This window comes from Actinospica acidithermotolerans, assembly GCF_018139625.1.
GTDB lineage: Bacteria > Actinomycetota > Actinomycetes > Streptomycetales > Catenulisporaceae > Actinospica > Actinospica acidithermotolerans.
Genome location: NZ_JAGSOH010000008.1, coordinates 87,646 through 105,676 on the forward strand (window position 1 = coordinate 87,646; position 18,031 = coordinate 105,676).

Below are 18,031 nucleotides of genomic sequence, written 5' to 3' on the forward strand. Positions count from 1 at the left end.
CCGCTACACCGCCGGGATCGGCAGGCGCACTTCGAAGCGGCAGCCGCGGCCGACGTTGTGCACGTCCACCTCTCCCGCGTGCGCCTCGACGATGCCGCGGACGATCGCGAGTCCGAGGCCCGCGCCGGCCTGCGGCTCCGGGGTGCGCGCCTTCGTGCCGCGCCAGGCGACGTCGAAGACGCGGTCCAGGTCGTCGACCGGGATGCCGCCGCACGCGTCGGTGATCGCGAGGAACGCGTAGCCGTCGTGGTCCGCGGCCTCGACGCGCACGGCGCCGTCGCTCGGGGTGTGGCGGATCGCGTTGGCCACCAGGTTCGTCAGGGCCCGGGAGACCTCGCCGACGTCCACGCACACGCTGCGGCCGGTGCGCACGTCGGCGGACAGGCGCACGCCGCGGGCGCGGGCCAGTGCGTCGGCGCTGACCACGGCTTCGTCGACGAGTTCGGACAGCGGGATGTGCTCGAGGCTCAGGCGCAGGGCGCCGGCGTGGATGCGGGAGAGCTCGAACAGGTCGTCGACCATGCCGGTCAGCCGGTCCACGGACTGCCGGATCCGGGTGTGGTAGGTCGCCGGGTCCTCGGCCACTTCGTCTTCGAGCGCCTCGGCCATCGCGCGCAGGCCGGCCAGCGGCGTGCGCAGGTCGTGGGACACCCAGGCGACCAGTTCACGGCGCGAGCGCTCCATGGCGCGTTCGCGCTCGCGCGATTCGGCGAGGCGTTGCGCGGTCTGGGTGAGTTCGCGGCGTAGCGCGTCGAGTTCGCCGGTCGAGAGCGCGCCGGTGGACAGCACGCCGCGGGCGTGCCGGGGAGACGCGTTGTCCGGCGACGCCTCGGCGCCCGGTTCGTCCGTCCCGAGGTGGAGCAGCGCGGTGCGCAGGGCCCGGCTGTCCTGGCCGACAGTGTGGGCGAGGAGTACCGCCATCGTCAGCGCGACCACACCCGATGCGGCGCAGACGATGAGCATGACCCCGAAGTCGTGCTGGTCCAGGAACATCTCCTGCGCGGCCGCCAGGACACCCGCGGCCATCGCGCACACCACGGTCATGGCGAAGGCGAACAGCTTCAGCCAGAGGGGCCGGCCGCGCAGCAGCCTGAGTGTCAGCAGCCCGATACAGCCGACGGCGACGGCGCAACCGCCGCCGATCAGGATGATTTGGATCGTATCGCTCACGCGTGGTCTCCAGGCTGCGATGGGTTGTCACGGGCCTCGGCTTCGGCGGCGTGCTCGGGATCGTCGAGGCGGTAGCCGACGCCCCAGACGGTGACGAGGTAGCGCGGGAGCGCCGGATCGGCCTCGATCTTCTCGCGCAGGCGCCGCACGTGGACGGTGACGGTGGACTGGTCTCCGTACTCCCAGCCCCACACCTGGTGCATCAGGTCCGCCCGAGTGTAGACCTGACGCGGGTGGGCGAGGAGGAACGCGAGCAGGTCGAACTCGCGGACGGTGAGGTTGAGCAGGCGTCCGCCGCAGCGCGCCTCGTGCCGGGCGAGGTCGACTTCGAGCGGGCCGTGCCTGAGCAGGTCTGCCGTCTCGGCGGGCTGCAGCGGCGGACGGTCGGTGCGGCGCAGCACGGATCGCACCCGCAGCGCGAGTTCGCGCGGGCTGAACGGCTTGGTCACGTAGTCGTCCGCGCCGAGCTCGAGGCCGAGGATCCGGTCCTGCTCGCTCGCCCGGGCCGTCAGCATGATCACGCAGACCGGGCCGAGCTGGCGGATGCGGCGGAAGACCTCGAAGCCGTCGTAGCCGGGCAGCATCAGGTCGAGGACGACGAGGTCGGGCAGGCGGGTGCGGGCGGCGGCGACCGCGGCGGGCCCGTCGTTCACCAGCCGCACCTCGTGCCCGGTCCGGTGCAGGTAGGCCGCGACGACCTCGGCGACGGTCGGATCGTCGTCGACGACCAGGACGTCCGCGGCCGTCTCGCGTGCTGCGGGGATCACGTGTCCTGAGCCTCCTCTTGCTCGACTGCTTCTTCCGGGACTGCTGCTTCCGGGACTGCTTCTTCCCGGACTGCTGCCTGCTTGACTGCTGCTTGCTCGGCTGCTGCTTGCTCGGCTGCTTCGTCCTGGACTACCTCGTCAACTTCAATTTCGCCGCCCGCTGCTTCTTCCTCGCCTGCTCCTTGATGATCTTTCCGTTCGCCGCCCGCTTCCTCTTCTCCATCCTCAACCACAACGGGCCTGAGACTGCGCCAGAACCTGACGACGCCGGCGTACGCCGCGACGAGCGCCACCAGCACGGCCAGGAGCACGCCGAGGTTCCTGGCGTAGTCCAGCGGCAGCACCGTCGTGTTTCGGTTCAGTCCCTGCCTGAGTAGAGCCGGAATGCTGATCAGGGTCAACGATCCGCCGATCAGCAGCACGGCCGCAAGCCTTCCGCGCCATCGGGCGTCGGTGAACCGGTAGGCGATCGCACCCAGGGCGAAGACGACGGGCGCCAGCAGGAAGTCATGCCAGATCACGCCGCCGATCAGCCACTCGCCGACCGCCGTCTCATCGCGGATCCCGCTCTCCTCGAACAGGCCGTACACGCCGTAGCCGAGCGTCGCGACGCCGAGCGCGCCGAGCCCGATGCGCAACCTCTTCGCCGTCGTCATGCCGGGATCAACTCCAGCCGGGTGACCCACTTGGTCTGCAGCACGCCTGGTCGGGCGGGTGCGATGATGCGGGCCGGGTAGCCGTGGTCGATGCTCAGGACCTCGCCGTTCAGGCGGAGCGCGAGCAGGGTCGCCGGGTCGCTCGCGTACTCGCGCTGCATCACGCTCGACCCGTAGCCGCCCTTTTCGAGCGAGATCACGCGGACCCACGAGCCTTCCGGGAAGCCGGCCCGCGCGAGCAGGTCGCGCAGCCGGACCCCTTCCCAGTCGGCGTCGACGGACCAGCCCTCGACGCAGGCGATCGGCAGCCGCTCGCGGTACTGCGGCAGCGCGTTGAGCTCGGCGAGGGTGAGCCGGTAGGGGCGCGGCCCGTCCACCTCGAGCGCCCAGCCGGGGTCGACCGCCCGTTGCAGGACTCCGGCCTGCGACGCGGTGCGGTTGATCGGCACGCCCTGGGGGCCGTCGTGCGGGCTCCGTACGCCGAGGAGGTCGAGGAAGCGGAGGGATGTGACCGACTGGCCGATCGTCGTGGCGGTGACGGCGAGCACGGCGAGGGCCGTCGAGCCGATCAGCACCCGGCGGCTGACGCCGCCGGGCTGGGCGGTCGCGGCCGCCGGTTCGAGGTCCGCGCCGGCGGCGACGGCCGCGTCCGGCCCGGCCGTGGCCTGCCCGCCTTCGCCGCCGTCCACCGCGCCCGGCGCCGGCCGGTTCCGCAGCCCGCGGGCGATCGCCGGGGCCTTGACCGCGAGGTGCAGCAGCAGGGCGCCGACCGTGATCCAGGCGACCCAGTGGTGCGCCGGGACGAACGGGAAGTGCCACGGGTACCACTGGGCGATGTTCTGGATGCCGGTGACCAGCTCGAAGATCGCGCCCGCGACCAGGACGAGGATCGAGAGCCGTTCCAGCGCGTGCAGGATCGAGGTGACCGGCGGCCAGGCGAACAGCCGCGGGTAGACCGTCCACAGCTTCGCCAGCAGCAGCGGGACGCAGGCGAGGCCGGTGGCGACGTGCAGGCCCTGGGTGAACCGGTAGAACCACACGGGGTGGGTCGGCAGCGGCAGCCAGGTCGGCGGACGCTGCTGCTGCAGCTCGTGGCTGATCAGGCCGGTGACGAAGCAGATCACGAACGCGATGCCGAGGGCCGTGCCGATGAGGGACGCGGTGCGCTCGTCGTGCAGGTCGGGCCGGAACGCGCCCGCGCGCAGCGGGCCGCGCCGCAGCCACTTCGGCGGAGTCGGGAAAGCCATGTTCCCATCGAAGCCTGTTTGCGGCCCGCGGTGGCGTCGCGACGTCTTACGAACCTCTTACGGCCTCCACCAGGTCTTACGAACCGCTTACGGGCGCGATCCGGACGGTCCGGATTCCGGGGACGGCTGTAAGGGTGGTTCGCATGCTGCGATGGTCCAGACTCGTGCTCACGGCTCTCGTCGTGACGGCGCTCACCTACACCGTCTTCCGCGTCATCCATCCCGGACCGGGTTCGGGCTGGATCCGGCAGGGGTTCGTCATCGCGTCGTGGGTGCTGTTCCTGACCGCGGCCTGGCTCGTGCGCAAGACCCCGAAGCGCGCCGCGGCGCTGCTGATCCTCCTCGGCGGGCTGGCCATCCAGATCGTGGCGGTCACCGGGCCGCCGATCAGCAGCGACGACCTCTACCGCTACGTGTGGGACGGCCGGGTCCAGGCCGCGGGCATCGATCCCTACTCGTACGTGCCGGCGGCCCCGCAACTGGACTTCCTGCGCGATCCCCAGCTCTGGCCCGCCCAGGTCACCCAGTGGTGCGTGCACGCGGGCATCCCGAACCCGGACTCGGCGGGCAGCCTCACCCCGGGCTGCACGCTGATCAACCGGCCGACCGTGCACACGATCTACCCGCCGGTCGCGGAGGCGTACTTCTCCGCGGTGCACCTGCTGTGGCCGACCGGCGGCTACAAGTCGATCCAGTGCGCCGCGGTGATCGTCTCGTTCTTCACGGCGCTCGCGCTGATGTGGGTGCTTCGCCGCGCGCGGCTCGATCCGCGCTCGGCGGCGCTCTGGGCCTGGTGCCCGGCCGTCGCCACCGAGGCGGCGAACAACGGGCACATCGACGTGCTCAGCGCGCTGCTGGCCATCTGCGGACTCGGCGTGCTGGCCCGCGCCCGGACCACGCGCGCAGCAGCCGGCGGCGGCGTGCTGCTGGGCTTGGCGGCGGCGACGAAGTTCATCCCGGTGCTGGCAGGTCCAGGCACGTTGCGGCGCAGACCGTTCGTGGTGATCTCCGCGGCGAGCGCGGCGTTCGTGGCCGTGTACGTGCCGCACCTGATCGCCGTCGGCGGCAAGGTCATCGGATTCCTGCCTGGCTATCTCCAGGAGGAGGGGTACGACAGCGGGCACCGATCCGTGCTGATCGACCTCGTCGTCCCGGACCGCTTCTCCACCGCAGCCGCCGCCCTGGTCATCGCCGTCACCGCGTACTTCGCGTACCGCCACGCCGACCCCGACCGGCCGTGGCGCGCGGCGACCATCGTGACCGGCACGGCGCTGCTCGCGACGACGCCGGAGTTCCCCTGGTACTCGCTGCTGCTCGTCGCGCTTGTCGCGTTGGACGGCCGCGTCGAGTGGCTGGCGGTGGCCGCCGCGATCTCGACGTCCACCATCTGGCACGACATCACCGGGGCGCCGCTGCCGAACCTGCGCGCGGGCTACGGCGTCGCGCTGGCCGTCGTCCTCGCCGCAACCGCCGTACGCCGGATCGCCCGCGCCGCCCACAACCGCCCGGGCCGCCCCGCCGCCGCACCCCACCCACCCCGCGAAAGGACTCCCATGGACGACGAACCGATCACCGTCGACGTCGTGCTCCCCTGCCTCGACGAGGCCGCCGCGCTCCCCTACATCATGTCGCGGATGCCCGAGGGCTACCGGGCCATCGTCGTGGACAACGGCTCCACCGACGGCTCCGCGCGGATCGCCGCCGACCTCGGCGCCCTCGTCGTCACCGAAGCCAAGCGCGGCTTCGGCGCCGCCTGCCACGCGGGACTCGAGGCGGCCAAGGCGCCGGTCGTCTGCTTCTGCGACTGCGACGGATCGCTCGATCCCGCCCAGCTGCCCCGCGTCGCCGGCCCCGTCCTGGCCGGGGAGGCGGACCTCGTGCTCGGGCGCCGCCGGCCCACCGGCACCGGAGCGTGGCCGCCGCACGCGCGCGTGGCCAACTGGGTGCTGGCCCGCCGGCTGCGCCGCATCGGAATCGACGTGCGCGACCTCGGCCCGATGCGCGCCGCCCGCCGCGAGGAACTGCTCGGCCTGCGGCAGCGCGACCGCCGCTCCGGCTACCCGCTGGAGATGGTCCTCGCCGCCGGGCGCGCCGGCTGGACCATCGCCGAGACCGACGTCGACTACGCCCCGCGCTCGGGGAAGTCCAAGGTCACCGGCACGGTGTCGGGCACGGTACGCGCGGTGCGGGACATGAACCGGGTCTGGAAGGAGCTCGCCGCGTGAGCACCCTGATCGTGATCGCGAAGACTCCGGTACCCGGGTACGTCAAGACCAGGCTGTGCCCGCCGTTCACGCTGGAGGAGGCCGCCGCGCTCGCCGCCGCGGCGCTGGCCGACACGCTGGACGTCGCGGCCGCCACGTGCGCGGACCACCGGCTGCTGGTGCTCGACGGCGAACCGGACGTCAACCTGCGCAACGCCTACCTCAGCCGCGGCTTCGTCCGCCGCCCGCAGGTGCGCGGAACCCTCGACATCCGCCTGGCCGCGGCTTTCGCCGAGGCCGCGCGCATCGACCCGGGGCCCGCGCTGCTGATCGGCATGGACACGCCGCAGGCCTCCGCCTCGGTGCTCGATGACGCGCTCATCTGCCTGGACGAGTACGACGCCGCGTTCGCCCCCGCCGTGGACGGCGGCTTCTGGGCACTCGGCCTGCGCGAGCCGGCCCACCCGCGCACGCCCATGCTGCTGCACGGCGTCCCGATGTCGCTGTCGAACACCGGAGCCACCCAGCTCCGCCGCCTCGAAGACGCCGGTCTCGACGTGCTGCACATGCCGATGCTGCGCGACGTCGACACCGCCGACTGCGCCTACGCCGCCGCCGAGCTGGCCCCGCACACGGCGTTCGCCAGGCAGCTCGGTTCCATCGACGCCAGGACGCACCGTGCTTGATATCTCCCCACTGAAGACCACCCCGCTCGATGCGACCCGGCTCGATGCGACCCCGATCGATGCGCCCCGGCCGCTCGCTGCCTCCCCGCTTGACGCGACCTTCCCGCTCGATGCGACGCCGCCGCTTGCTGCCTCCCCGCTCGACACGACCTCCCCGCTCGACACGACCTCCCCGCTCGACCCGAACCCGCCGCTCACTGCGTCCCCTCTCGGCACGAACCCGCTCGGTGCGACCTCCCCGCTCGACGCCTCTTCCGCCACCGACTGGAGCCCGACCTGGACTCCCACCTGGGGCGGGCCCACCGCCTCAGACTACGAACGCGCCCTGTGGCAGAGCCTGTCCGGCGAGGCCGAGCCGGTCACCCTGCACGGCGAGGACGGCCTCGTGCTGAGCCTGGAAGTCGGCCAGTACGCCGGGCATGCCGACGCCGTCGACCGCGACCTGCTCGCGCACTGCACCGGCCCCACCCTCGACATCGGCTGCGGCCCCGGGCGCCTCGCCGCCGAGCTCGCCGGCCGCGGCATCCCAGCCCTCGGCGTCGACATCACCCCGGTCGCCCTGCTCCTGGCCAGGGCCTCCGGCGCCACCGTCCTGGGCCGCTCCGTCTTCGACCGGCTGCCGGCCGAAGGCCGCTGGCCGTACGCCCTGCTCATCGACGGCAACATCGGCATCAGCGGCGACCCGGCCAGCCTGCTCGAGCGCATCAAGGCCCTGCTCCTGCCGCGCGGCGCGACCCTCATCGTCGAGACCACCGCACACGAGGTCGACGAACGCCACCGCCTGCGCCCGGCCGCCTCCGTCGACCAAGCCGGCCCGGCCATTCCCTGGGCCCGGATCGGCCCCGGCGCCCTGCGATCCCTGGCCGAACCGCTCGGCTACCGCGTCACCGGCACCTGGCTCCTCGGCGGGAGGCGCTTCGTGAAACTGGGGACGTGAGGCGCCGGGCCGAGACGAGCGGCTGTCCGCTGGAAGCGTGAACGTGTCCGGCCGGCGGAGGTCGGCCGAGCATGTCCCGGGCGAAGATCAGAGGCGTCCCCAGCGCAGTATCCGCTGCCTCGATCCAGGGCCAGGAGGTCCCCCCGTGTTCATCGCCATCGTCGACTTCGCCACCACCGCCGCCGACCGCGCCGCCGCTCTCCACCACCTCGACGCCGAACGTGACGTGATCAGGGCGATGCCCGGCAACGTCGCGTTCCGGGTCTACGCTTCCCGGGAGGACGAGTGCCGGGTCACCATCGTGCACGAGTGGGAGGACGAGGCGTCGTTCGACGGCTACCTGAAGTCGGACTCCTTCGCGAACTTCGGCGCTGCGGTCCGCCCGATGATGGTCGGCGCGCCGGTCAGTCGCCGCTTCCACGCCGAGTTGCTGGCGAACGTCGCCTGACCGGCACCACAGCAGACCATCGCTGCGGTCCCCCCGACGATGGGTCGGCGCGCCGGTCAGCCGCCGCTTCCACGCCGAGTTGCTGGCGAGCGTCGCCTGACCGGCACCACGGCAGACCATCGCTGCGGTCCGCCCGATGATGGTCGGCGCGCCGGTCAGCCGCCGCTTCCACGCCGAGTTGCTAGCGAGCGTCGCCTGACCGGCACCACGGCAGAGCACTACGATCGGCCCGTGCGAGGCAACCGATGAGCCGCAAGGCGTACAGCTTCGTCCGCACGTTCGCCGCCGAACCCGCGCGCGACTTCTGCGCCGATCGCCACTACCTGCTCTGCGCCTCCGCCGGTGCCCTCCGGCTGGAAGCGCAGGGCCGGTCCTGGCTGCTGCCGCCGGCGCGGGCCGCGCTGATCGAGGCGGGCCGAACGATTCGGGTGAGCATCCCGCGGCCGGCCACGACCGCTTCCGCACTGTTCGACACCGGATTCGCCCCGCCCCCGCCGGCACCGTTGACCGTGTTCGACCTCAGCCCCCTGGCACGCGCCCTGGTAGCCGAGTGCGGGGCGTGGGGCGAGGGCGTCGAGCCGCTGACCGCATACGCCGAGACCCTGTTCGCCGCACTCGCGGCAGTGACCTGGCGACTGGCCGAACAGCCCAGCCCCGCCGTGGTGCCGGTCGGCCGAACCCCCGAACTGCGCCGAGCCCTGCGACTGACCGAGGAACGGCTCGAATGCGAGCTCAGCTTCGAGGACCTGGCCCGCGAAGTCGGCCTCGCGCCACGCTCGCTCGCGCGCCGATTCTCGGACGAGACCGGCATGACCTGGCGGGCCGCCCTGCGCCGGATGCGCCTGCTCCGCGCGATCGAGGAACTCGCCGCGGGGGACACCCCGGTCACCAAGATCGCCTTCATGGTGGGCTACAGCTCCCTCTCGGCGTTCAACGCCGCCTTCCACGAGCTGACCGGACGCACGCCCACCGAATACCGGGCCAGCTTCCGTCCCTGATCCGACTTCTGCATCGTTGCAGGCGTCCCACGCACCGAACCTGCAACGTTGCATATGGGCAGCGCGCAAGTCAGCGACCACGCAAACGCCGGGCAACCACTTGCCTGCAGGCAGTTTCACGACGTCAGGCGCGGTGCCGCCCGCGCAGGGCCGGCGGCGTGGCCCGACAGCCGCGCTGACCACGCGCGATCGGCCGCGGCCTGGCCCTGGCGCCGCCCGGTTCCGGATTGTGGCCGGATTCCGGGGCTCTGCCACGGCAAACCGCAGGTACACCTTCCCTTGCGGCGCGTGCCTGATATGCTCTGCATCGTTGAAATCCGCTCGTGCCCGACGGGGGCGCCCGCAGCCGCGATCCGCCGAAGGAGACCAGATGAGCACCCCTCGCCTGCGCGACGTCGCCGAGCGTGCCGGGGTGTCGATCCGCACGGTCTCCAACGTGGTCAACGGATACGCGCGGGTGTCCGAGGAGCGGCGCGCGCGGGTCGAGGCGGCCGTCGCCGAGCTCGGCTACCAGCCGAACCTGATGGCCCGCAACCTGCGCCGCGGCCGGACCGGGCTGATCGCGCTGGTGGTGCCCGAGCTCGACGTGCCCTACTTCGCCGAGCTGACCCGGGCCATCATCACCAAGGCGCGCCAGCAGGGCTACACCGTCGTCGTCGACCAGACCGACGGCGAGCCGGACCGCGAGCGCGAGATCGTGATGGGCGGCGCGATGGCCGCCATGTTCGACGGCGTGATCCTCAGCCCCCTCGCCCTCTCCCAGACCGACCTCGCCCGCCGGGACAACTCGCGCCCGCTGGTGCTGCTCGGCGAGCGCATCGCCGAGAGCCCGTACGACCACGTGGCGATCGACAACGTCGCCGCCGCCCGCGCGGCCACGGAGCACCTGTTCGACATCGGCCGCAGCCGCGTCGCCGCGATCGGCGACCAGCCCTGGGAGGGCGGCGAGACCGCGCAGCTGCGCACCGCCGGATTCCGCCTGGCCCACGAGGCGCGCCGGCGCCGGCTGGACGAGTCCCTGATCGTCACCAACCGCCGCTTCCACCACGCCGACGGCGCCGAGGCGATGGCCGCGCTGCTCGACCACCCCAAGGGCCCGCCGGACGCAGTGTTCTGCTACAACGACCTGCTCGCCCTCGGCGCCATCCGCACCCTGCTCAGCCGCGGCGTGCGGGTGCCCGAGGACGTGGCCGTGGTCGGCTTCGACGACATCGAGACCGGCCGCTACAACACCCCGTCGCTCACCACCGTCTCCCCCGACAAGTCCACCATCGCCTGGCTCGCCATCGACCGGCTGATCGCCCGCCTCGGCGAGCGCGCCGACGACGAGCCGACCGAGCTGTGGGCGCCGTACGAGCTGGCGATCCGGGAGAGCACGGCGGGTTGAGAGCGGCGGGCCGATCCCGCCTCGATCTCATCCGATCCCGGCGAGGATGGTGTACTGGGACGTCGCGTTCGATGAGGGTGTGATCGTCGCCGGGACACTGGTGAGGCCCGAACCGTTGGTGATGAATCGCTTGGTCGCGGCGCTCGAGATGCCCATGTTCGCGAGGGTTCCATTGACATTGGACGCGCGGTAGAGCTTCGCGGGGGTTGATGCATTCTGCAGGATGCCGACCCAGTACAGGCCGGGGCTGACCGTGACGCTGGTGATCGGGCTCGCGTGCTCTCCGGCGCTGGCCACCTCTGCATCGATCGACTTCGAGGCCACGACCGAGCCAGTGGCGTCGATCAGCATATGTAGTTCTGTCCCGAGGTGGGCGTTGTCGCGGCGGTGTAGACGCCCCAGTAGATCGTCGAGATGGTCGCGGTGCGCTGGACATACAGACCCGCCATGTAGATCGCCCCGCTGGTGACGGTGTCGGAACTGCTGCCGCCAACGTGCGCCGGATCGAAGCTCCAGGCGACGAGACCGTGGTCCCGGGGAGTCGGCACGCCGAGCGCGTGGCCGACCATGTCCAGGCCGGTGGCCGAGACCTGCAGGCCGTTGTACGAGGTCGTGTACGAGCTCTGGGTTCCCACGCGCTCGATGAGGTTGGCGCCCCGCAGGATGCTCGTGTTCGTGCCGTCGTCGTACCAGCCCCGCACGTTGCCGTGCACGAGGCCGTGGGCGATGGAGACAGTTGAGGACGAGCCGGTGATACTCACGCCGTAGTCGGGTGAGTTGGTGCCTTCCGACTGTGCGATGCCCGGGATCACGGTGACGTCGTCGATGATCACCGGGATGGTGCTTCCCGAGCAGCTCAGACCGGCGTAACCGCCTCCTCCGGCCTTGACGTTGGCCCCGTCGCGCCGACTGTAGTAGCCGACGATGGTCAGAGGGCTGTCTCCGGTGGCGACGACGGAGATGCCGTTGCGGTTGTTGCCGTCCGTGGTGCAGGAGACCATCAGGCAACCGCCGCCGGCGCTCCCGCCGGTCCATGCGCCGGAGAAGGCGAAGCCGTCGTAGTTGGAGTACTCGGAGCGGCAGCCGATCAGCTGCGTGTTGCTCGGCTGGCCGGCGAAGTTGAAACCGCCCTTGCCGGAACCGATGGCCTGGCAGTCTATCCACGTGCAGTCGGTCATGCCGCTGAGTGAGAATCCGTAACCGCCGCACGTGTTGACGGCGATCCGCGTGCCGCGCCTCTCGCCAACGGAGTGATCGCGCAAGTGGTCGAGTCGAGGTGCGAACTGTGCGAGCCGCGGAGCGTGACCTGCGGCGGAATGATGAGCGGAGCGGAGGTGGCGTACTGGCCTGCAGGCAGGTAGACCACGCCGCCGAGCGGCGCTGCGTTGAGTGCCGCCTGAATGGCTGCAGTATCGTCGCTCGTTCCGTTGCCGACCGCGCTGAACGGCGCGTCCATGGCGTTCAACCAGTCGACGCCTACCTCGGTACTCGACACTGCACCCGCGTCACCGGCGGAGCCGATAACGGCTGCGGTGGACACCGCGCCGACCCCCAAGGCTGAGCGCAGGACGGTTCGCCGGGAACTGCTCATGGATCCCCCATTTTGGATGATTTCTGAAACCTGTCTTAGACCACTGCGACTGACGGAGCGCTTGCTGAGGCTAGCTCACCAGCCCGCTTCCCAAAACCCCTGCGAGATCGGCAAACGTCGATCGGGCGATCTGTGACGTACTTCACGACGCGGTCCACAAGGCGGTCAAATCCGACTTTCCTTCGCGCTCGCCGCGCGAGAGCGCGGGTCAAAGCGGGCCAAACGTCACCAATCGTGCACTTCGGTGGTGCCGAGCCGCACACACAATGCACTTGGCGAACCCTTTACATCCCCCACCTCTACGGGTTACCTTCGGGTGCCCACGCTCTCAGATCTATGGGCTGTCAGAGCAAAAATCACATGGGGGGAACATACTGGCATGCGCTCGCTTCTCCATGCTGGTACCCATCTCCACTGGTACGGCGCGACAGTCGGATCCCTGCTGGCGATCAAGCTGCTTCTGTCGATGCGGCGGCGGCGCAAGCCGGAGCTCGCCTTCCGGCACCTCGTCAAGGGGTATTACATCCACGGGGTGGTGACCGTCTACAACGAGGCGCCGGCGATGCTGCAGCGGTGCCTGGATTCGATCCTCGCGCAGACTCTGCTCGTGGACTCGCTGACGGTGATCGACGACTGCTCCACGGACATGTCCTGCGCCGCCCTGATCCACTCCATGCGCCCGAAGTTCGAGAGCGCGGGCGTTCGGCTCGATTTCATCCGGTTCCCGGACAACCGCGGTAAACGGCACGGCCTCGCGGCGGGCTTCGAGCAGGCGCCGAATGCCGACATGTACCTGTGCGTGGACTCGGACACCGTCCTCGACAAGCATGCGGTCGCCGAACTCGCCACCCCGTTCAGCAAGAGGCGCGTCCAGTGCGTCACCGGCCTGGTGCTCGCCCACAACCGCGGCAAGAATCTGCTCACCCGGCTGATCGACATGCGGTACGTCAACGCGTTCCTCGGCGAGCGCGTGGCGTACTCGCGGCTCGGCTCCGTGCTGTGTGCCTGCGGCTCCCTCGCGATGTACCGCGGCTGGGTGGTGCGCAAGTACCTCGACGACTTCATCGGACAGCAGTTCCTCGGCCGGCCCGCCACCTTCGGCGACGATCGGCGGCTGACGTACTACTGCCTGACCGAAGGGCTCTCGCTCATCCAGCCGTCGTCGGTCGGCTACACCGACGTCCCCGAGCGTCTCGGCCACTACATCCGCCAGCAGATACGCTGGGGCAAGTCGTTCATCCGGGAGGGCTTCCTGCTCTTCGGCAAGTTCCGGATCGGGCGGCTGTACTGGTGGCTCAACCTCGTCGAACTGGCCACCTGGGTCATCTTCACTTTCGGACTGCTCAGCGCACTGATCCTGATCGGAACGCACCCGACGAGCTGGCAGCTTCTCGCCGTCTATGTCACCTACATGTGCATCATGTCGTGGGTGAGGTCGATCCACTACCTGCGTGGTGCAATCACGGTGGGCTTCTTCGACCGCATGTTCACCTACCTCTGCGCACCGCTGTACGCGATCATGAATCTGCTGCTCCTGCTGCCGCTTCGGGTGTATTCGCTCGCCACGCTGCGCCGCAACAGCTGGGGCACCCGGGCATCGGTCGAGGTAGGCGGCGACAACGAGGGGACGCCGCTCGTGACGGCGACGAGCCCCGAGGCGCAGGACGACCAACACGCGGCCGCCGACCCGTCTGCCTTCGATATCGACGCGTACCAGCCCGTTCGGTCGAGGTCGGGGAAGCCCAGAACAAACGAAGTGGCGGATGCCTGGGCGCAGACCGCCGTGCTCCCCGCAGTACCGGCAACTCAAGCAGACGCGTTTGACACTGCGGGTACGGAGCCTTCTCGGACCGAGGGTCCTACGCAGTACAGCTGGTAAGCCGAGTTACCTAAGCTCAGTTTCGCAAGACGCCATTTCCGAGTGTCGCAGTGCATTATCGTAGGAGCGTAAATGGGTTCCGCCCAAGGCCGTCGCCGAACTCAAAAGGACAGCAGACTGGCGACTGCGCTCCGCGCAACGGTCTTCTTCGCCTTGGTCGCCGGTGTCGTCATCGCCAGCAAGCCGCTGTGGGGCGGCCACGCAGGGCAGTCGAAGTCGACGGCGAAGTCGGCGGCCGGCGCAACTCAGACGTCGACGTCCGCACAGAAGACGCTCTTCGTCCGTTACCGCTCCGGAACCACCGGCTCGAGCACCTCGTCCGTGCAGCCTTGGCTGCAGATCGTCAACGTCTCCCAGCAGAACGTCGATCTGAGCAAGGTGACGCTGCGCTACTACTTCAAGCAAAACGGCAGTCAGGCGTACGCCGCGAACTGCATCTACGCTGCATTCGGATGCTCGCAGGTCACGGAGCACGTCGTCGCGCTGCCCACCGCCGCCACCGGCGCGGACCACTATCTGGAAGTCTCCTTCGCCGAGGGCGCCGGCGTACTCAAGCCTGCCGCCAACTCCGGCGCCATCGAGCTCCAGCTGTATGAACCGGGCGGCGGCTCGATCGCCCAGTCTGCGGACTATTCGTACAACGGCGCCCAGGCCACCTCATACCGTCCGAATACGCATGTCGCGGCGTACATCGGCGGCACGCTGGTGTGGGGCGTCGTGCCGTCCGGCAGCAGCGCTCAAGCGCCTTCAGCGAGCACACAGGCGGTCGCGGCCGGAACGTACTTCGACGACTTCCACTATTCCGGCGCCGACGACCCCGCATTGAGCAAGCACGGCTGGGTGGTGCGCACGTCGTCAGGCGGCCCCGGGGTTCTCAGCACATGGAAGGCCTCCGGCGTCACCTTCCCGGCTGCCTCCGGCGCAGACGGCGGTGAGGTGCTCGACCTCAGCGCCACGACCGACGGTACTAAGTCCGGGACCACACAGTCGGAAATCGACAGCTTGAACGTCCCGTTCTTCACCGGGACGTACGCTGCCCGGATCCACTTCACCGATTCTCCGACGTCGGGCACCAACGGCGACCCGATCAACGAAGACTTCTACATGATCTCGCCGCGCAACGCGAACTACAGCGAACTGGACGCCGAATATCAGCCCAATGGCGGCTGGGGGGCACCCGGCCCGCGCCTGGACACCACCAGCTGGTACAGCGTCTACAACTGCAACAACGTCACTACCTCGCAAAGCGTAGTCGGCTGCGACCGCGAGACGAAGGAGAACACGATCAGCCTCAATGGCTGGCACACCCTCGTCATCACGGCCGTCAATGGCGTCGTCACCTACTCCATCGACGGGAACGTGCTGTTCACCACCTCCGGCAAGTACTATCCTCGCGAATCCATGTCCGCCGATTTCAACTCCTGGTTCGTCGACCTCAAGGAGCCCATCTCCGGCACCCGGAAGTGGGATACGCAGGTCAACTGGTTCTACTACAACTCCCAGCAGTCGATGAGTCTGGCTCAGGTCCAGCAGACTGTCAGCAACCTGTACGCCAGCGGCACGAACTTCGTCGACACGATGAGCACGAAGTAGCCGCTCGATCTCCGGTCATCGACACCGGAGGCGCGATCCACGGTCAACGAGAGCCTGTGACTGCTACGCGGCAAATCCGCGCGCGCAACATAGCAGTCACAGGCTCAGTTCGTTTCACCGCTTGACCGTTGCCTGCCGCACCCAGACGTAGTAGTTCAGCGCACCGTTGCTCGTGTGTTCCGGGATCGTGGCCACCAGCTTGTAGTTCGCCGCGTGACTCAGGTCCGCTTCGATGACCGCCTCGACCGGCGGGTTCTCGGCTCCGGTGTAGACGATCACCTGGAAATAGCCTGCCTTGATGGCCGCGGTGAACGCTGCGGTGCCCGTCAGGAGCTGGCCCGCGGAGTCCCGGTAGGACAATGACCAGGTATCGATGAACTGGTGCGGATTGAAACCGGGGGTCGCACGGAGGCCGTAAACGGCGACGGCGTCCGAGCCGACCAGGTAGCGGCCGTTCGGCTTCTCGTTCTGGGCGATCTCGCTCACCATCGCGCTCGAGTTTGGCCAGACGTGGAACAGAGTCAGAGACTGGAACGCGCCGAGGACGAGCGTCGTGCCCAGCAGAGAGATGGCCACGAGCGTCCGCAGGACGTGCTTGTCGGCAATCCTGGCCAGGCCGTAGCCGGCCAGCGGAGCGGCGAAGAACAGACCGAAGCCGACGTGCTTCTGCAGCGAGACAGTCGTGTGCAGGTGCGCCTGATACAACGGCGGCATCAGTGCGGTTCCACACAACAGCGCGGCCAGGCACAGACGCGACCAGCGGCCCTTGGGCAGATGGGGCAGATCGTGCGTATTCGGCAGCGCGATCAGGAACGCCGCGCCGACTAGGCATATCAGGAACAGCGCTCCACCCCACTGCCCGGCGTCAGTCAGCACCTGCGACACGGTGTTGTGGCCTTGCGCGCGGCTGGTCGTGGTGACCTCAACGCCCTTGAGCGCGGTCTCGCCCGCGAAGTGGAGTGCCACGTAGAGCGTGGCGGCGATGCCGACAGCTAGAGCTACCGGGCGGACGAGCGCTCGCTTGCCGAACTCGGGAAACGCGGTCATGAACGCAATCACCACGATGACCGGAACGAACATCAGCGCCGCGTACTTGGTGCCCACTGCGAGCGCGGCCGGGAGAACCGCGAACAGATACAGCGGCTTGGACGACCGCGCGTAGCGCACCACGATCCAGGTCGCCAGAGACAGCAGGAACAGGGCCGGCGCGTCGTAGGTGGCAAGGTTGCCGACGAAGATCACCGGCTCGGTGCAGCTGAACGCCGCTGCGGCGAACAGCGCGGCACGCGTTCCGAGCATGCGACGGGTCAGCAGATACAGCATGCACGTGGCGCCGAGCATGAACGCGAGGCTGAGCAGTCGGGCCGCGAACAGACCGCCGATGCCGTCGGCCATCGCGCCGAGGATCGGGTAGAGCACGGGCGCGCCGGAGAAGAAGGACCAGAAGTTCGCACCAGTCGGCGTACCGTGCAGTGTTTGCGCGATCTCGAGATGGCCGGAATAGAGGTACAGCGCCTCGTCCACGAATGCGGTGTTGTTGTTGCGCAGTGACAGCCCCGCCTGTGCGACGAGGATGGCCAGCAGCCCTCCGCGGCGTGTCCACATGCCGGTCCAGACACCGGAACGGCGCATCTGGGCATCGGCATGAGACTGCGCCTGCCCTGAACCGCCGTCCCCGTTCGTCTTGACGACCGGAATGGGCACAGTCAGGTCGAACGTCGCATGCTGCTGCGGCGACTGCGAAGGCGACGCGGGCTCGGTACGGCGGCGCAGCGGACCGCCTTCCTGCTGCGATGGCTCGGCAAAAACTCCGTAGTCGGGAGGGAATTGCTCGATCCTGCCGTACATCGGCTCGAAAACCGGCGCGACAGGACGCGAGGGCCCGGAGACGGGGGCAGGCTCCGCTGTCGGCGCGGGCTGCATCTGACCGCCCTCGAGACCCGGGACGCCGGCGGCGAGGACGTCGGGAATCCTGCGCGGCTGCGGCGGATGCGGCGTGCCCTGGGGCTCGGGGCTCATCGGACTCCAATGGCATGGCCGAAGCGCCGCGGGGGCGGCCTCGGATGTAAACAGATCAGAGTATCAGCATATAGTGCCTGCTGCTCTGGCGCGGAGAGGCAACTGTAGGAGGCCTGTCGCCGGGATCAGCTTTCGTCCGGGCCATGATGCTCGGTTATGGACTCTATGTCCGGATATGGACGACGACCCCGGCGGCGCGATCGGCCTGCGGAAGAACCTGCCCGCGCGGTGACCCGATCGGGCGCCGCGCTCGTATTCCACGGGAAGGACGCTTCGCGTTCGGCACTGCGAGAGTACTGATGCGCAGCGTCACGTGCGAGAGGGAGCGGTGAGATGGCCCAGGACAAGCAGGCGCCGACGTTCGTCTGGGATTCCGCTGACTCCATTGATTCCGCTGAGTCCGCTGACTCCGCTGGCTCCGCCGGGCGGGGGCAGGCGCGGGGGCAGGC

Annotated in this window: 15 protein-coding genes and 2 pseudogenes; 9 read left to right on the plus strand and 8 right to left on the minus strand. The window is 69.4% G+C overall.

Annotated features, from left to right (window positions below):
• Window positions 1-3 precede the first annotated feature (3 nt).
• The 4 genes from KDK95_RS05460 to KDK95_RS05475 are packed head-to-tail and all read right to left on the minus strand — an operon-like array spanning window position 4 to window position 3,840.
• Entirely contained in the window at window positions 4-1,170 is a 1,167-nt protein-coding gene (locus KDK95_RS05460) for a sensor histidine kinase (protein ID WP_212516900.1), read from the minus strand.
• Entirely contained in the window at window positions 1,167-1,937 is a 771-nt protein-coding gene (locus KDK95_RS05465; RefSeq protein WP_212516901.1) for a response regulator, read from the minus strand. The genes KDK95_RS05460 and KDK95_RS05465 overlap by 4 nt, the downstream gene beginning before the upstream one ends.
• A complete protein-coding gene (locus tag KDK95_RS05470; protein ID WP_212516902.1) occupies window positions 1,934-2,593 on the minus strand; it encodes a hypothetical protein in 660 nt (219 codons plus the stop codon). Before KDK95_RS05470 ends, KDK95_RS05465 begins: the two co-directional genes overlap by 4 nt.
• Window positions 2,590-3,840, minus strand: a complete 1,251-nt coding sequence (locus tag KDK95_RS05475; protein ID WP_212516903.1) for a molybdopterin-dependent oxidoreductase — start codon at window positions 3,838-3,840, stop codon at window positions 2,590-2,592. Before KDK95_RS05475 ends, KDK95_RS05470 begins: the two co-directional genes overlap by 4 nt.
• A 143-nt stretch (window positions 3,841-3,983) precedes the next feature.
• Between KDK95_RS05475 and KDK95_RS38120 the strand changes: the two are divergent.
• From KDK95_RS38120 to KDK95_RS05505, 7 genes and pseudogenes are all read left to right on the plus strand, one after another.
• A pseudogene (locus tag KDK95_RS38120) lies at window positions 3,984-5,111 on the plus strand (glycosyltransferase 87 family protein); the annotation flags it as partial.
• A gap of 303 nt (window positions 5,112-5,414) precedes the next feature.
• Window positions 5,415-6,065 (plus strand): annotated as a pseudogene (locus KDK95_RS38125) (glycosyltransferase family 2 protein); the annotation flags it as partial.
• Entirely contained in the window at window positions 6,062-6,730 is a 669-nt protein-coding gene (locus KDK95_RS05485; protein WP_212516905.1) for a TIGR04282 family arsenosugar biosynthesis glycosyltransferase, read from the plus strand. The pseudogene KDK95_RS38125 and the gene KDK95_RS05485, both read left to right, overlap by 4 nt.
• Entirely contained in the window at window positions 6,723-7,667 is a 945-nt protein-coding gene (locus KDK95_RS05490; protein ID WP_212516906.1) for a methyltransferase domain-containing protein, read from the plus strand. Before KDK95_RS05485 ends, KDK95_RS05490 begins: the two co-directional genes overlap by 8 nt.
• Window positions 7,668-7,812: 145 nt before the next feature.
• Window positions 7,813-8,115, plus strand: a complete 303-nt coding sequence (locus tag KDK95_RS05495; protein ID WP_212516907.1) for a putative quinol monooxygenase — start codon at window positions 7,813-7,815, stop codon at window positions 8,113-8,115.
• Between the two features lie 245 nt (window positions 8,116-8,360).
• Window positions 8,361-9,113, plus strand: coding sequence for an AraC family transcriptional regulator (locus KDK95_RS05500; protein WP_212516908.1), 753 nt, complete (start codon window positions 8,361-8,363; stop codon window positions 9,111-9,113).
• A gap of 370 nt (window positions 9,114-9,483) precedes the next feature.
• The gene (locus KDK95_RS05505; RefSeq protein ID WP_212516909.1) at window positions 9,484-10,500 is read left to right on the plus strand and encodes a LacI family DNA-binding transcriptional regulator; all 1,017 of its coding nucleotides are present in this window, start codon (window positions 9,484-9,486) and stop codon (window positions 10,498-10,500) included.
• Between the two features lie 27 nt (window positions 10,501-10,527).
• Here the strand turns inward: KDK95_RS05505 and KDK95_RS05510 are convergent, their stop codons facing one another.
• The 3 genes from KDK95_RS05510 to KDK95_RS05520 are packed head-to-tail and all read right to left on the minus strand — an operon-like array spanning window position 10,528 to window position 12,091.
• Window positions 10,528-10,851, minus strand: coding sequence for a hypothetical protein (locus KDK95_RS05510; RefSeq protein ID WP_212516910.1), 324 nt, complete (start codon window positions 10,849-10,851; stop codon window positions 10,528-10,530).
• Complete coding sequence (locus tag KDK95_RS05515) at window positions 10,845-11,678, minus strand: hypothetical protein (RefSeq protein WP_212516911.1); 834 nt, start codon at window positions 11,676-11,678, stop codon at window positions 10,845-10,847. The genes KDK95_RS05510 and KDK95_RS05515 overlap by 7 nt, the downstream gene beginning before the upstream one ends.
• Complete coding sequence (locus KDK95_RS05520) at window positions 11,675-12,091, minus strand: glycosyl hydrolase family 28-related protein (protein ID WP_212516912.1); 417 nt, start codon at window positions 12,089-12,091, stop codon at window positions 11,675-11,677. Before KDK95_RS05520 ends, KDK95_RS05515 begins: the two co-directional genes overlap by 4 nt.
• A gap of 379 nt (window positions 12,092-12,470) precedes the next feature.
• Between KDK95_RS05520 and KDK95_RS05525 the strand changes: the two genes are divergently transcribed.
• Together KDK95_RS05525 and KDK95_RS05530 are read left to right on the plus strand one after the other, a co-directional pair.
• The gene (locus KDK95_RS05525) at window positions 12,471-13,970 is read left to right on the plus strand and encodes a glycosyltransferase family 2 protein (RefSeq protein WP_212516913.1); all 1,500 of its coding nucleotides are present in this window, start codon (window positions 12,471-12,473) and stop codon (window positions 13,968-13,970) included.
• Window positions 13,971-14,042: 72 nt separating this feature from the next.
• Complete coding sequence (locus tag KDK95_RS05530; protein WP_212516914.1) at window positions 14,043-15,563, plus strand: cellulose binding domain-containing protein; 1,521 nt, start codon at window positions 14,043-14,045, stop codon at window positions 15,561-15,563.
• 114 nt (window positions 15,564-15,677) lie between these two features.
• On the opposite strand, the gene KDK95_RS05535 is transcribed toward KDK95_RS05530, so the two are convergent.
• Window positions 15,678-17,582, minus strand: a complete 1,905-nt coding sequence (locus tag KDK95_RS05535; protein ID WP_212516915.1) for a glycosyltransferase family 39 protein — start codon at window positions 17,580-17,582, stop codon at window positions 15,678-15,680.
• Window positions 17,583-18,031 lie beyond the last annotated feature (449 nt).